Genomic DNA, 15,885 nt, shown 5'->3' on the forward strand with positions numbered 1-15,885 from the left:
AGCATGAATTTTGAATTTAGCGAGGATATCCAGTTTTTAAAAAGACATGTACGAGAGTTTATTCAAAACGAAGTAGAAGCAGTGGCGATGCAGATTGAAAATGATGATAGAATTCCGAAAAAAATCATCGAAATGTCTAAGGAAATGGGTCTTTTTGGATTAAGCATTCCCGAGGAATACGGCGGGCTCGGAATCGGTATGGTCGGTAAATGTGCGCTTTATGAGGAAATCGGGGCAACCCATAACGGTTATACAACCTTAATCGGTGCTCATACAGGAATCGGTACAGTCGGGATTGTAGAAATGGGAAGCGAGGCGCAAAAACGACAATACCTTCCTGCGATGGCGAGCGGCGAAAAGATTGGGGCATTTGCCCTGACTGAACCGGAAGCTGGCTCAAATGCCGTCAACATGAAAACATCCGCTGTAAAAAAGGGAGATAAATATATTGTTAACGGCCTGAAGCATTATATTACGAATGCAACGGAAGCGGATGTTTTCACCGTTATGGCTGTTACAGATTCAGAAAAGGGATCAAAAGGAATCACATCCTTTATCGTAGAAAAAGGCTTTCCGGGATTTCAAATTGGGGCAGTTGAGAAAAAAATGGGCTTAAAAGGTTCACATTCTGCGGAATTAGTTTTCGAAGATTGTGAGATTCCGGTTGAAAATGTACTGGGTGATGAAGGACAAGGATATGTAAATGCCTTAAAAATCTTAGCAAACGGCAGGGCAGGTTTGGCGGCAAGGAACCTGGGCTCATGCCAAAAGCTCCTCGACATGTCTGTAAAACATGCAAAAGAGCGTGTTCAATTCGGGACGCCGATTATTAAACACCAGGCAGTCGGGCATATGCTAGCTGAAATGGCTGTAGAAATAGAAGCCCTGCGTTCTTTTACCTTCCGGGTTGCATGGATGGTCGACCAGGGAATGAAGGTCATCAAAGAGGCTGCGATGCTGAAGTTGTACGGGTCTGAAGTGTATAACCGGGTTGCGGATAAAGCTGTTCAGGTTCATGGCGGTCTTGGATATATAGCTGATTTTCCGGTTGAGCGTTTTTACAGAGATGCCAGGATTACGAGAATTTATGAAGGCACATCTGAAATTCAAAAAAATATCATAGCCGCTCAACTGGAAAAAGAATTCTAAATGTAAAAGAAAGAGAGGGAGACGAATGGATGAAATCGTCATTGTGAGTGCCGTCCGTACACCCGTCGGTCGTTATGGAGGCACTTTAAAAAATATTACTTCGGGACACCTGGCTGCCATTGCGATCAAAGAAGCTGTAACGAGGGCTGGCATCTCAGAGGAACAAGTGGACGAAGTCATTTTAGGAGAAGTAAGACAATCTACGGAATCCTCTAACGTAGCAAGGGTTGCCGCATTAAGGGCAGGGATTCCCGTTACTTCTACGGCGTATACAATTAACCGTCTCTGCGCCTCGGGCATGCAGGCTGTCGCTTCAGCAGCCCAGCAAATCGCTACAGGTCATGCTGGAATTGTTGTTGCAGGGGGAACGGAGAGCATGAGCAGGGCACCGGTTTATTTAAGAAACTCACGGTTCGGAGGAGACCAGGCAATCCTGGTCGACTCAAACACCGAGCCTGGACAACAGCCAAGAGAAATATATGGAGATCAGTTAGGAATGGGCATAACAGCAGAAAATGTAGCGGAAAGATACAATATTTCCCGTGAAGACCAGGATGCTTTCGCCCTAGAAAGCCAGCTTCGGGCGGCCAAGGCCATCTCCATGAATATTTTCCATGAAGAAGTCGTTCCGGTAGAAATCAAGGAAAGAAAACATACCTTTTTGTTTCAACAAGATGAACATCCAAGACCGGAAACAACCATTGAGAAATTAAGCAGCTTAAAACCCGTATTTAAAGAAAATGGTACAGTTACAGCAGGGAATGCTTGTGGAAGAAATGATGGAGCGGCAGCCATGGTAGTAACATCTGCGACAAAAGCCAGAGAGCTTGGATTGATGCCTGTTGCAAAAATCGTCGACTGGGTGGCTACTGGTGTATCACCTGACGTGATGGGTATTGGCCCTGTGCCGGCTGTAACGAAACTATTAAAACGCACAAATAAATCACTCGCTGATATTGGGCTGATTGAGCTTAACGAGGCGTTTGCTTCTCAAGCCTTAGCAGTCATACGCGAGCTTAAATTAGTCCCTGAAAGAGTCAATGTTAATGGAGGAGCGATTGCCCTAGGACATCCGCTCGGGGCAACTGGGGCCAAAATCTTGACCACACTACTCCACGAGATGGTACGCAGACAAGAAAAATTGGGCATAGCTACTCTTTGTGTAGGAGGCGGCCAAGGAATGGCGATTATGGTCGAGCTTGTTTAGTAAAGGAAAAAAATAAAATATCAGGTTGAATATTCTGAATTTATCGTATATTATCAAAATATACTTACATACCAACTAGTTAGTATGCGGTAATAAAACCATTGCTCAAGTCTTAAAACATATATATCGAAGGAGTGAAGAACAATGAATCGAGAAGCTGTGATTGTTTCCGCCGTTAGAACGGCAATCGGCAGGCAAGGGAGCGCTCTTGCCGCGATTCCAGCCCATGTTTTTGGGGCGGAGGTTATAAAAGAAGCGATAAAACGGGCGAACATCGATCCTGAAACAGTCGATGACGTCATCTTCGGAAATGTGCTTAGCGGAGGCGGAAATATTGCAAGGTTAACAGTCCTTCAAACCGGATTATCCATCAATTTACCAGGACTGACTGTTGACCGTCAATGCGGTTCTGGTCTGAATGCAATCAACCTTGCTGCACAGGCAATAAAGGCTGGCGAAGGGGATATTTATATTGCTGGTGGAACCGAAAGCATGAGCCGCGCTCCATACTTGCAGGAACGAGCCGAAAAACCGTTTAGTCCGGTACCGCCCCAATACAAAAAATCTCAGCTCTCACCGAAGGAAATTGGAGACCCGCCAATGGGGATAACGGCAGAGAACTTAGTTAAAAAATACGGAATTACCAGAGAAGAACAGGATGAATTTGCTCTTCGCAGCCAGCAAAGAATGGCAACAGCCATGAAAGAAGGACGCTTCGATGAACAAATTGTATCTTTGAGCATTCCAGTAAGAAAGGGTGATCCTGTCCAATTTAAGACTGATGAACACCCTCGTTCCCAAACCACGATGGATGCTCTGTCTAAGCTTTCACCGGCATTCCTTAAAGATGGAACTGTAACGGCCGGCAATAGTTCCGGATTAAATGACGCAGCTTCTGCCGTTGTCGTCATGTCAAGGGGAAAAGCTGAAGAGCTTGGTCTTACACCGTTGGCAACCATCCGAGCTTATGCAGTGGCAGGAGTAGACCCGAATATTATGGGGATTGGGCCGGTGCCTGCCACAAAAAAAGTCCTCGAGAAAGCAGGCCTCTCATTAAATGAAATGGATATTATCGAAATCAACGAAGCATTCGCGGCACAAGTGCTTGCCTGTAATCGGGAGCTTGAGATGGTTCTGGAGAAAGTGAATGTCAACGGAGGGGCCATCGCCCACGGACATCCACTTGGAGCAACCGGTGCGATACTGGCGACAAAAGCGATTTACGAACTTAAACGTTCAAAAGGCAGGTATGCGCTCATAACCGCCTGTATAGGCGGAGGCCAAGGAATCGCGTCCATCCTGGAACGAGGGTAAGACCGCCCTCAGAAGTGCGGAAGTGTTCGGTCTTCATCCTTCTTCACCATGCAGGTAAGAGCTAATAGGCAATATGCTATAATAATACTCACTTAAAAACATAATTCCGTGAATGGTTCTCCACTTATGCACGGAATCAAATGAGAGGAACGTAGCATATGAAGGAAAAAATTATGGAAGCAAGCATTCATTTATTTGACGAAAAAGGGTTTATGGAAACATCCGTACAAGAAATCGTTGAGTACATCGGCGTAACAAAAGGAACGTTTTATTATTATTACAAAAGCAAGGAAGAATTGCTAAGAGACATTAATCACAACTATATTGATAACTTAGTAAAAAAACAGGAAGCTATTCTGAAAGATGAGAATAAAGACTGCAAGAGCAAACTCCAGGGAATTATTTACATGGTTATTGCGAATATTAAACCTTATAAAAAAAACGCCCGGATTTTCTTTAGAGAAATGAGACATTTAAGTGAAAGCCATCTGGAAGAGATTAAAGCAAAGCGAAACCTTTTTCGAAAAAATTATCAGAAGCTAATAGAAGAAGGAGCAACGCTTGGAGTATTCAATCAAAATTTCTCTCCTGATATTCTTACATTTGGAATTTTAGGCATAACGAATTGGAGTTATTACTGGTATAACCCTGAGGGAGAGGTATCTGAGAAAGAGCTTTCCGAAATCTTTGTAGATCTCATTTTAAATGGAATTAAAAAATGAGATCAAGAAGATCTCATTGCTATAAAAATATACTAACTAGACAGTATTAAAAAGGAGGCCATTATTTATGAGTCTGCATTCCCAAGCAAAAGCATTACTTGAAGTGATGCAATCGGGAACGCCCATCGAACAGCAATCGGTTTCAGAAGCCAGGGAAGCATATGCAAAAATGTGCAGCTATTTTAATAAACGCGAAGAAATTTATAGAGTAGAAGACAGGCAAATAAAAGGATTCCAGCAAAATATTTCGATAAGGATCTATAAACCAACCGAAAAGGCCATTCATCCCGTGCTCGTTTATTTTCATGGCGGCGGCTGGGTTATCGGAGATTTGGAAACCCATGATGCACTCTGCCGTTCATTGGCAAACGAATCTGAAACGATTGTTGTTTCAGTAGATTACAGTCTATCTCCAGAATATAGATTTCCAGTCGCCATCGAGGATTCTTATTTGGCGGTTAAATGGACAGCAGATCATGCCGAAGAGCTGGGAATCGACAAAACATCACTTGCTGTTGGGGGTGATAGTGCAGGCGGTAATCTCGCAACTGTCGTTTGCCATTTAGTCAATCAAAGAAAAGGTCCTTCAATCAGCTATCAAATGCTGTTCTATCCTTCATCTGGATATGGGCGAACAGCGTCAATCGATAAATATGGTGAAGGCTATCATTTAACGAATTCAACAATGAAGTGGTTTCAACAACAATACTTATCCCAACCTGATGATCTGCTTAACCCCCTAGCTGCCCCTATGTTAATTTCAGAATCTGAAACCGCTTTATTGCCACCAGCTTATGTCTTAACTGCCGAATATGACCCCCTTTGCGATGGTGGAGAAATGTACGCCAATAAACTAGAAGATGCAGGAGTAGAAGTGACATACGTCTGCTACCCGGGAATGATCCATGGCTTCTTGACGATGTCGGAACCGTTAGACGATTGCAAACTAGCGATTAAAGAAGCTGCACAAAAGTTAAAAACTCGTTTTACAGAAACAATTGTTCCGAACAATTGAAAACGGAGGTTTATAACGAGATTCTGATTTATGTAGCGAGTTTCTCAATATTGTAGCAACGACGAGTTCATCAGCAATATTTATTTTTGCGACGAATCATGTGACAAATAACATTAAAAGGAGGGAAAAAGTTGGAGATTCTTATACAACAGTTATTTAATGGGTTAACGATTGGAAGCGTTTACAGTTTGGTGGCTTTAGGATTAACACTGGTATATGGCATCCTGCATATTCCTAATTTTGCCCATGGCGCTCTATATATGTTAGGCGGTTATATAACATTGACGATGATGGCTTCACTTGGACTTCACTACTGGCTGGCCATTTTCGTATCGATCATTGTTGTTGGACTCGCTGGGGTGTTCATGGAAAGATTCGTTTTTCATCCTTTAAGAGATGCACCGCCGATACATGACAAAATTGCTGCTATTGGGATTCTATTATTCCTAGAAGCTTTCGCACAATTTGTCTGGGGAGCGGATTATCGTTCAATGCCCACACCTTATGACCAAGTCATCAACTTGTTTGGCATAACCTTTACGTTGCAGAGGATGCTGATAATTGTTGCAGCAATCGCCGTGATGATTTTGCTCTATCTCTTCCTGAAAAAAACATTCATTGGTTCTACCATTATTGCGATGTCACAAAACCGGGAGGGTGCAAGCTTAGTCGGGATTAATACAAATCGAGTCGCGATGCTGACATTCATGATTTCCGGCGGCCTTGCAGCGATTGCCTGTTCTCTTGCGGCTCCTATTAATCTTGTGTTTCCCGGAATGGGACATCTGGTTATTTTAAAAGCATTTGTCATCATTATTTTAGGAGGAATGGGGAGCATTCCTGGAGCGATCCTTGGAGGATATATCCTTGGATTCAGCGAAAGCTTGGGAGCTACCTATATATCCAATGACTACAAAGACATCATTGCGTTTGTTTTATTAGTCATCATTCTTTCCGTACGTCCTAAAGGGTTATTTGCCAAGGAGGTACATTAATGGCGGCGATATTTAAGCAAAGAAATGTAATAGCAGCGCTGATTCTGTTTTCTCTTATTTTTCCTTTCATCACGCAAAATGATTATTTTATCCATGTGATGACTCTTTCATTTATTTGGATTATCGGTGTTTATGGCTTGAATTTGCTTGCAGGATATACAGGCTACTTATCTCTTGCCCATGCTGGTTTCTTTGCGATTGGAGCCTATTCGCTTGGAATACTGACGGTTAAGGCGGAGCTTAACTTCTGGCTGGCGTTCATTCTCTCTTGTCTGATTACAAGTGTCGCAGGTTTATTGATCGGCTTAATTGCATTACGGACTAAAGAGCACTTTTTTGCGATTTATACGTTATGCGTCGGCTACATCATATATCTGGTTATCGACAAATGGGAAAGCTTGACGGAAGGAGTAAGAGGCTTAATCGGAATTCCCGCCCCGGCGGATATCGGTCCCATTTCTTTTCAGACACCACTCTCACAATATTACTTTGTCCTGTTCATCCTGTTATTGGTTATTCTTGTCGTTTACCGTATTGTACACTCTCTGACAGGAAGAACGTACATAGCGATACGAAATAGTGAAGATCTCGCTCAAACGATCGGAATTTCCACGATGAAGCACAAATTGACTGTTTTTGTGCTATCCACATTTTTCGCCGGTTTAGCGGGTGCCCTATACGCATCGTTTGTACGTTTCATCGGTCCGGAAATCGCCGCCACGGCAATAACCTTTGATTTGCTGACGTATTTGCTTGTTGGCGGCATTGGAACACTATCAGGGCCGATTATCGGAACGATACTGATCGTCTGGATTTCCCAGCAGCTGCAATTCCTTCAAGATTATCGAATGTTAATCTTTGGCCCGGTGTTAACCTTGTTGGTTATTTTCTATCCGCGGGGTATTGTTGGGGCTGTACTTGGCTGGAAAATCAAATACCAAGATCGAAAGAAAAGAAAAATAACTGTTAATTCGATCGTAAAACTGAAGAAACATGTGAAGGAGGGGTAGCGGATGTTTTTGGAAACAAAAAATCTTACCAAAAAATTTGGAGGTTTATCTGCGGTTAACTCCGTTGACTTTTCCGTTGAAAAAGGAAAGATTAATGCAATTATCGGTCCGAATGGGGCAGGGAAATCTACTTTTTTTAACTTAATCAGCGGTTTTCATCGTCCTACTTCGGGAGCAGTGATCTTTAAGGGGATGGATATCACCACCCTTCCTTCCAACAAAATAGCAGAATTAGGAATTGCGCGAACCTTTCAAACAACCAATCTTTTTGAACAATCTACCGTTCTTGACAATGTTATCGTTGGCCATCGCTTGCGGACAAAATCTAATCTGATTGATGCGGTTCTAAGAACGAAACGCCTTAAGGATGAGGAGGAAAAATGCAAAGAAAAGGCGATGGAGGTCCTAGACTTCGTCGGTTTAACCGGGTCGGCACATAAATTGGTCGCCGGCAGTTCCCAGGAAGAGAAAAAACGTGTCGCCTTTGCCCTTGCGCTCGCCACCGATCCGGAAATCGTTTTTCTGGATGAGCCTGCAGCAGGAGTCAATCCGGATGAAACGGAAGGCCTAGCATTGTTGATGGAAAAAATGATTCGTAAGGGAATCACGGTGTGCCTGATTGAACACAAAATGCAAATGATCATGAAGCTTGCGGATAAGATCATGGTCTTAAACTATGGTGAAAAAATTGCCGAAGGAACACCAGATGAAATTAAAAACAATGAAACGGTTATTAAGGCATATCTAGGAGGGAGTGCCATTGCTTAAGCTAAAAGGGGTTTCCGTGAAGTATGGAAGCTTTACCGCCATCCAAAAAGTGAATATTGAAGTAAGTGCAGGGGATATTGTTGTTTTACTCGGTTCGAACGGTGCAGGAAAAAGCACAACGTTCAGAACGATAAGCGGCCTAAACAAGCCTTTTGAAGGGGACATCTCCTTAGAAGGGACATCCATAAAGGGTCGGACTCCTGATCGAATCGTCCAATCGGGTGTCGTACAATGCGCGGAAGGCAGAAAGCTTTTCTCAGATATGACCGTTCAGGAAAATTTACGAATGGGCGCGTACGTCCATCGAAGGAAAAAAAACGAGATTAAACAATCACTTGAAACCGTATATGATTTATTTCCAATCTTGAAGGATAAGCAAAATGACGCTGCTGGATCCTTAAGCGGAGGGCAGCAACAGATGCTTGCGATAGCTCGTGCGTTGATGTCAAAACCGAAGCTTATGCTCCTTGATGAACCTTCTGTCGGCCTTGCGCCTCTAATTGTAGAGCAGATGTTTAATATAATCCAGCAAATCAACAAGGACGGCACAACGATTTTATTGGCCGAACAAAATGCAAATGCCGCTCTCCGAATTGCCAGTAAAGGCTATGTATTTGAAAATGGTTCCATTGTGTTAGAGGGTACTTCAGAAGAGCTGTTTGCCAATGATGAAGTGCGGAAGGCATATATTGGAGCTTAAATATTGTTTCAAATTTATCTGGTCCTTTAAATGGAGGTGGTTTAACATACCATCTTGTTTCTGAATGGCAAGAACCAATTTTAGATAATATCCGAGGGGGATGAATATGAAAAAAGCAAAGCGACTTTCAATGGTCAGTGTATTTTTTTCTTTGATTCTTATTTTAGCAGCATGCGGCGGTTCAGAATCGAGCAGTTCTTCAGCAGGAGGCGGAGACAGCAAGGGAGATACGGTAAATATAGGATATAGCGGACCACTAAGCGGTCCGGCTGCTTTCTATGGAGAGCGCACCTTAAATGGATTGAAAATGGCAGCAGAAGAAATAAACGAAAGCGGTGGGTTCGAGGTAAAAGGGAAAAAGTACAAGATCAATCTCGAATCACTGGATGATAAATATTTGCCAAATGAGACGGGTGCCAATGCCAAGCGATTAGTTCAGGAGCATAAAACGCCGATCATTTTCACCCCGCATAGCGGTGGCGTAGCAGCTTTGCAGGTGTTCAACCAGCAAGACAAATTCATTATTGGCGCTTATACGAGCGAACCGAAAATCACCGAATCAGAGAACAAGCTAACCGTACGAATCCCGCCTCGCTACGATGGTTATATTGAGCCTTTCACAGAATATACAATGGAGAGGTTCGGCAAGAAAATCGCCGCTCTGCCAACAGCATCCCAATACGGGAAGGATTGGACGGAAAAGCTTCTGCCCCATTGGGAAAAGAGCGGTGGCGAGGTGGTTTATAACTCGTCGATCGATTTCACAAAGGACACGGACTTCTTTACGATTGTCACCAATGCCTTAAAAAAGAAGCCGGATGTATTATTCATCGGCGGTGCATCAGAACCAACGGCGAAAGTTGCAAAACAAGCAAGAGAGCTAGGGTTTAAAGGTGGCTTTATTATCATGGATCAGGCAAAGCTTGATGAAATGAACAAAGTAACTGGTTCATATGAAGCCCTGGAGGGATCAATTGGTGTGTTGCCATTAGTCGATAATAATAATTCAGGTACCGATGAGTTCGTTAAAAAGTATAACGAAAAATACAAGGAAGATCCCGGATCAGAAGCAGGCTTAAATTACATCGCGATGAATATATTTGTCGAGGCAATGAAGGCAGCCGGCACGGTTGACGATTCTGAAGCGATTCGTGAGCATATGCAAGAGGGATTGGACAATTTGCCGGAGGAGAAGAAGGTGTACAACATTCCTTCTATTGATAAGGATGGCGGATTTGAATCAGAGTTAGTCGTCGGAGCTGTTGAAGAAGGAAAGATTGTACCGATTGAAGTGAAGTGATTTTTCATAATTAGCTAGTAACCTTGAAAAAACATGTCAACAATGAAGGTTTGTTATTCAAATTAAGTGTAACGTACACTATTTAATGAAAACTCGCCAACCAGCGAGTTTTCCTTCGTTATTCCGTCTTTACCTTGCTTACTTTTTATTCAAACTTTATAATAAATTAATGAGTAGTTTGAGTAGAATTTTTTAGGAGTGATTTAGTGAGAATACCAATATTAAAGATGTATGATCTTCTTCTTGTTTCGATACAAGTAGAACTTGATGATAACAGCGCCTTGACGCTTCAGGAAGATTTATTGCAGAAGATCCATGAAACGGCGGCAAAGGGAGTCGTTCTTGATTTGACTTCACTAGAGGTTATTGATTCGTACATAGCGAGAATTCTCGGCGAAATCGTCAGCATGGCAGAATTAATGGGTGCAAAGGTCATTTTGACAGGAATTCAGCCTGCGGTTGCGATTACACTGGTCGAGCTGGGGATACACCTGAATGGAGCGAATACTGCCCTTGATTTAGAAAAAGGTATAGAAATTTTTAATGTCATTATATAAGGGGATCCATGAGAATAATTATTGAAGTACCTATACAAAATGAGTGGGATATCGTGGCAGCACGCCAATCAGGGCGGGAGGCTGCAAAAAAGTTGAAATTCGGAGTTGTGGACCAGTCCAGAATCACGACAGCTATATCCGAATTAGCCAGAAATATATTTAAATACGCACTTCCTGGAAAAATTGTGATCGAGGAAATTAACGAAAACAATCGCTCCGGGTTAAAGATTGTAGCTAAAGACGAAGGGCCGGGAATCAAAGATATTCGAAAAGCACTTGAAGATGGATATACAACCTCAGGTGGTTTGGGAGCCGGCGTACCTGGAGTAAAACGCCTAATGGATCATTTCGAGATAGATTCCGAGGTCGGCACAGGTACGGAAATAACTACAATTAAATGGAATAAATAATAGGTAAAGATGGCTGAGAAACTATGAATTTCTCAGTTTTTTTAACATATAGAAAGTATAACTCTTTCAACCAGGATTTCTAGCTAGACGTACCGGAGATACTAGTGCCGTCGTGACAGATTAGAATCCTTACGCTTTTCTTGAAAAATCGTTGATGAAGGAGTAGTGTGAATGAATCCGATCAATGACCGTATTAAAGATGATTTAGATATTTTATTTGTCGGTTTTAATCCAAGTATCCGCTCAGGTGAGACCGGTCACAATTACGCCAACCCCAACAACCGGTTTTGGAGGATTTTGCATGAATCGGGGCTTACTGAAAGAAAGTACAAGCCAGAAGAAGACGATCAGCTACTGGAGCTAGGTTTCGGCTTTACGAATATCGTTTCGAGACCCACCAAAGCTGCCGATGAAATAACGAAGGATGAATATAGAGAGGGAAGAGCGGAACTTAGAAGGAAGATCAGTATATTTAAACCAAGGGTCGTTTGTTTTGTCGGAAAGGGAGTGTATCAACATTACAGTGGAATCAAAGAACTCCCCTGGGGAGTCCAGGAACAGTCTGTCATTCCGGGAACGGTTGATTTTGTCGCTCCTTCTTCAAGCGGGTTGGTACGGATGAAGATAGAAGAGGTTTTAAAAATTTATAGTGAACTGCCCAGATTGGTTTCTTCACTTAAAACAGAAACTAGCAAATAAAAGTCAAGGAGTAGAATCAAAATATATGAAACTTGCATCATGGAATGTTAACGGCATTAGAGCCTGCGTAGGTAAAGGATTTATCGATTATTTCAATAAAATCGATGCTGATATATTCTGTATTCAGGAATCCAAACTGCAGGCAGGGCAAATTAATCTGGAGCTCGAAGGCTATTATCAATTTTGGAACTATGCAGAGCGGAAAGGATATTCCGGCACCGCAATATTCACAAAAAAAGAACCTCTATCAGTGAGCTACGGGTTCGGGTCGGCTGAAAAAGATGAGGAAGGTAGGATCATAACCCTCGAATTTGAGGATTTCTTTATGGTTACTGTTTATACACCAAATTCCAAAAGGGATCTTTCGAGGTTAGGTTACAGATTGACGTGGGAAGATCAAATTAGATCCTATCTGAAAGAATTGGATTCTAGTAAACCCGTAATCCTTTGCGGCGACCTGAATGTCGCTCACAATGAGATAGATTTAAAGAACCCAAAATCAAACAGAATGAACTCCGGGTTTACGGCGGAAGAACGCGAAAAAATGACATCATTACTGAGCACCGGGTTTGTTGATTCATTCAGATATTATATCCCGAAAAAGAAGGAGCATACACCTGGTGGTCTTACATGAGCAAGGTACGGGAAAGAAATATAGGATGGCGCATTGATTATTTCATCGTATCGGAACGTTTAGCTCCTTCTATCAAAGATGCACAAATTGATTCTCATATTATGGGAAGTGACCATTGTCCGGTCGTTCTTGATATCGATCTTGATTAATCTTGGGAAAAGAGGATATATAATAGAGGAACAGCCATATTTTTAAGGCGATGGGGAATAATAAACCTAACCATTCATTAAAAAACAGGAGGTTAAATCATGAACTCATTTATAGTCAGCTTTCACCAGGAAGATAATGTGGACACGATGCAGGTTCAGAAATTAAACCAAGAAGAATTTCAAAAGTCAACGAGTGGAGGAACGAGACGTTTATTCGAATTAGATACAAACTTCGGATTTTTTATTTTTTTCGATGCTGAAGATGAAGACAGTGATCTGTCCTACCTTGCCCTGCACTATGAAGAGGATAGTGAAGAACCGAGCGGGTGCTACTCTTTCGAGATGAAGGACTTTTATGAGTTTATGGCCCTCTTCATGCAGGATGCTTATTTTCAAGAAGAAAATGAAAATGATGAAGAAGAGGGAGAAGAGGAAGAGGATGAGTACGGACCACTTCATCACCTTGCCCATCTACTGCACCATATTGTTGAAGAAGGAAAACACTTGGAAGTGTGATATAAGCCCCATGCCTCTCTGCAAAGAAGGGGCATTTTTTTATGATTAGCAAAAATGGCAAAAGAATGTTTTAATGGTTTTCTAAGGATTATAGAAAAGACACATGTAAGGGGACTAAAAATGATTACTTTTGATAACGTATCAAAGTTATACCCTGACGGTACAAAAGCGGTAAATTCCTTAAGCTTGGATATAAGAAAAGGGGAATTCTTTGTCATTATCGGACCAAGTGGATGCGGGAAAACGACGATGTTAAAGATGATCAACCGTTTGATAGCGTTATCGTCGGGAACGATTTTGATTGATGGGAAAAAAATCAGTGAGTATGATATCCATGAACTCAGATGGAATATCGGATATGTCCTTCAGCAGATTGCGCTATTTCCCCATTTGACGATTGAAGAAAACATCTCGATCGTGCCTGAATTAAAGAAATGGGCAAAAGAGGAGGTCGGGCAGCGGGTGGACGAACTCATGAAAATGGTAAATCTGGAACCTGAAAAATACAGAACTAGAAAACCCAAGGAGCTTTCAGGAGGACAACAGCAACGAATCGGTGTCATTAGAGCCCTAGCGGCAGATCCGCAAATTATCCTTATGGACGAGCCATTTAGTGCTCTCGATCCGATAAGCCGCGAAAAGCTTCAGGATGAGATGCTGGAATTGCAAAAAAGCATTCAGAAAACCATTGTGTTTGTCACGCATGATATCCAGGAGGCCTTAAAGATAGGCGATCGTATTTGCGTTATGCAAGCAGGCGAAATCGTTCAGGTCGGTACACCTAAAGAAATTCTTGAAAACCCTGCCACCGATTTTGTAAGAGAGTTTGTTGGTATCGAGAAGTCGATCCCAACTGAAGAAATAACCATTGAAAAAGCAGTGCGCCGAATAACTTCAGAGGAAGCTATGAACAATCCCTCTGTTACGATTCCTGTAACCTCATCATTAAAAGAGGCCCTGGGGCTTCTCGCTGAACACGAGAGTATCGCCGTGGAACAAGACGGAGATATTATCGGCATGGTTAACAGGCAGTTGGTCATTCAGTTTATGGCTGAAAGATGGGGAGAAAGAGGGAAAGGACATGAATAACTTCTCTAAGGTTTTAGTAGAAAGACAGGATGAACTTATAAGCGCACTGCTTGAGCATATTCAAATTTCTTTTATCGCACTCTTTTTCGCGATTATTATTGCGATCCCTCTTGGCATCTACTTAACAAGGTATAAAAAAGTAGCCGAAGGAATTATAGGTGTTACGGCGGTCCTGCAGACAATCCCGTCATTGGCTCTTCTTGGACTGCTCATCCCGCTTTTTGGCATTGGTACGATTCCTGCCATTATTGCGTTAGTTATTTATGCTTTACTGCCTATTTTGAGAAATACCTATACAGGGATTAATGAAGTTGATTCTTCGTTAATAGAAGCAGGCAGGGCAATGGGGATGAATCGCCGAAAACTGCTAACGAAGGTAGAACTGCCACTGGCTTTGCCGGTTATTATGGCGGGGATAAGGACAGCGATGGTGCTGATTGTCGGGACTGCAACATTAGCTGCTCTCATTGGAGCAGGAGGGTTAGGGGATCTAATCCTGCTCGGGATTGACCGGAATAACACCTCACTTATTGTTCTTGGTGCTATACCGGCCGCGCTTTTGGCGATCCTTTTCGACTTTCTGCTCCGACAATTCGAACGGATCTCCTTTAAAAAATCGCTCATTATATTAAGCATAGCTGCCATGGCCGCATTGCTTGCCATTGTGTTACCAAATGTAATGGGAGAGGAGAAGGAAGATATTGTGATTGCCGGCAAGCTCGGCGCAGAACCTGAAGTTTTAATTAATATGTATAAGCTCCTCATTGAGGAAGAAACTGATTTACATGTGGAGCTTGAGCCTGGCCTGGGGAAAACCTCATTCGTATTCAATGCCTTGAGATCAGGCGATATTGATATCTATCCTGAATTCACAGGAACCGCCATTTCCGAGTTTTTGAAGGAAACGGCTGAAAGTACAGATAGAGAACAAGTATATAATCAAGCGCGGAAAGGGATGTCCGATAAGTTTGATCTTGAGATGCTAGAACCAATGGATTTCAACAATACGTATGCGCTCGCGGTACCAAAATCAACAGCTGATAGGTACCAGCTGGAAAACATATCAGATTTAAAAAATATACAGCAACAAATAAATGCCGGTTTTACGCTGGAGTTTTCCGACAGGGAAGATGGATACCGGGGCATCCAAAAGCTTTATGATATTAAATTCGCGAACGTAAAGACGATGGAACCTAAACTGCGATATGGCGCAATAAAAACCGGCGATATCAATCTTGTGGATGCCTATTCTACCGATAGCGAGTTAAGGCAGTATAAACTTACAGTACTGGAAGATGATAAAGGGTTATTTCCTCCTTATCAAGGAGCCCCTTTGTTAAGAAAGGAAACACTTGATAAATACCCAGAAATAGAGGAAGCATTGAACAAACTCGCAGGAAAAATTACTGACGATCAAATGCGTGAAATGAATTACCAGGTGAATGTGGAAGGAAAGAAGGCAGTTGAAGTAGCCAAAGAATTTTTGGATACAGAAGGTCTGCTAAACTAGACATGCTATAAAGAGAGGGGCCCCAGGGCCCCTCTCTCTTTACTATGTTAGGGATCTTACATAATCATCCGATAATTGAAGATTTCCTAGAATTTGTTCTGATTGAATAATCGATTCTCTATTAGCAGTCGAAACTGTCCT

General features: G+C 42.4%; 16 protein-coding genes and 1 pseudogene. All 17 read left to right on the plus strand.

Going from position 1 to position 15,885, the window contains the following annotated elements:
- The first annotated feature begins 3 nt into the window (after positions 1–3).
- Entirely contained in the window at positions 4–1,149 is a 1,146-nt protein-coding gene (locus LQ216_RS01360) for an acyl-CoA dehydrogenase family protein (protein ID WP_230126329.1), read from the plus strand.
- A gap of 25 nt (positions 1,150–1,174) precedes the next feature.
- A complete protein-coding gene (locus LQ216_RS01365; protein ID WP_230126330.1) occupies positions 1,175–2,356 on the plus strand; it encodes a thiolase family protein in 1,182 nt (393 codons plus the stop codon).
- A 144-nt stretch (positions 2,357–2,500) separates the two neighbouring features.
- A complete protein-coding gene (locus LQ216_RS01370) occupies positions 2,501–3,670 on the plus strand; it encodes a thiolase family protein (RefSeq protein ID WP_230126331.1) in 1,170 nt (389 codons plus the stop codon).
- 158 nt (positions 3,671–3,828) lie between these two features.
- Entirely contained in the window at positions 3,829–4,392 is a 564-nt protein-coding gene (locus LQ216_RS01375) for a TetR/AcrR family transcriptional regulator (RefSeq protein WP_230126332.1), read from the plus strand.
- Positions 4,393–4,459: 67 nt separating this feature from the next.
- A complete protein-coding gene (locus LQ216_RS01380) occupies positions 4,460–5,407 on the plus strand; it encodes an alpha/beta hydrolase (protein WP_230126333.1) in 948 nt (315 codons plus the stop codon).
- A gap of 131 nt (positions 5,408–5,538) precedes the next feature.
- The gene (locus LQ216_RS01385) at positions 5,539–6,402 is read left to right on the plus strand and encodes a branched-chain amino acid ABC transporter permease (RefSeq protein WP_230126334.1); all 864 of its coding nucleotides are present in this window, start codon (positions 5,539–5,541) and stop codon (positions 6,400–6,402) included.
- Positions 6,402–7,412: a branched-chain amino acid ABC transporter permease gene (locus LQ216_RS01390; protein ID WP_230126335.1), complete on the plus strand. Its 1,011-nt coding sequence runs from the start codon at positions 6,402–6,404 to the stop codon at positions 7,410–7,412. Before LQ216_RS01385 ends, LQ216_RS01390 begins: the two co-directional genes overlap by 1 nt.
- 3 nt (positions 7,413–7,415) lie before the next feature.
- Positions 7,416–8,180 carry an ABC transporter ATP-binding protein gene (locus LQ216_RS01395; protein ID WP_230126336.1) on the plus strand — a complete coding sequence of 255 codons (765 nt, stop codon included), beginning with the start codon at positions 7,416–7,418 and terminating at the stop codon, positions 8,178–8,180.
- Positions 8,173–8,880, plus strand: coding sequence for an ABC transporter ATP-binding protein (locus tag LQ216_RS01400; protein ID WP_230126337.1), 708 nt, complete (start codon positions 8,173–8,175; stop codon positions 8,878–8,880). Before LQ216_RS01395 ends, LQ216_RS01400 begins: the two co-directional genes overlap by 8 nt.
- A gap of 106 nt (positions 8,881–8,986) precedes the next feature.
- On the plus strand, positions 8,987–10,180 hold the full coding sequence (locus LQ216_RS01405; protein ID WP_230126338.1) for an ABC transporter substrate-binding protein: 1,194 nt from the start codon (positions 8,987–8,989) through the stop codon (positions 10,178–10,180).
- 206 nt (positions 10,181–10,386) lie between these two features.
- Complete coding sequence (locus tag LQ216_RS01410) at positions 10,387–10,737, plus strand: STAS domain-containing protein (RefSeq protein WP_117307439.1); 351 nt, start codon at positions 10,387–10,389, stop codon at positions 10,735–10,737.
- Between the two features lie 8 nt (positions 10,738–10,745).
- Positions 10,746–11,147, plus strand: coding sequence for an anti-sigma regulatory factor (locus LQ216_RS01415; RefSeq protein ID WP_230126339.1), 402 nt, complete (start codon positions 10,746–10,748; stop codon positions 11,145–11,147).
- Between the two features lie 171 nt (positions 11,148–11,318).
- A complete protein-coding gene (locus LQ216_RS01420) occupies positions 11,319–11,846 on the plus strand; it encodes a mismatch-specific DNA-glycosylase (RefSeq protein WP_230126340.1) in 528 nt (175 codons plus the stop codon).
- A gap of 25 nt (positions 11,847–11,871) precedes the next feature.
- Positions 11,872–12,629: pseudogene (locus LQ216_RS01425) on the plus strand (exodeoxyribonuclease III).
- Between the two features lie 99 nt (positions 12,630–12,728).
- On the plus strand, positions 12,729–13,145 hold the full coding sequence (locus tag LQ216_RS01430) for a cytosolic protein (protein ID WP_230126341.1): 417 nt from the start codon (positions 12,729–12,731) through the stop codon (positions 13,143–13,145).
- A 120-nt stretch (positions 13,146–13,265) separates the two neighbouring features.
- Positions 13,266–14,234: an ABC transporter ATP-binding protein gene (locus LQ216_RS01435; protein ID WP_230126342.1), complete on the plus strand. Its 969-nt coding sequence runs from the start codon at positions 13,266–13,268 to the stop codon at positions 14,232–14,234.
- Positions 14,227–15,744 (plus strand): osmoprotectant update ABC transporter permease/substrate-binding subunit OpuFB, encoded by a 1,518-nt coding sequence (gene opuFB / locus LQ216_RS01440; RefSeq protein ID WP_230126343.1) that lies wholly within the window; start codon positions 14,227–14,229, stop codon positions 15,742–15,744. Before LQ216_RS01435 ends, opuFB begins: the two co-directional genes overlap by 8 nt.
- Positions 15,745–15,885: the final 141 nt, after the last annotated feature.

It is taken from the genome of Bacillus sp. CECT 9360 (assembly GCF_918741275.1).
In the GTDB taxonomy this organism is placed as follows: domain Bacteria; phylum Bacillota; class Bacilli; order Bacillales; family DSM-1321; genus Peribacillus.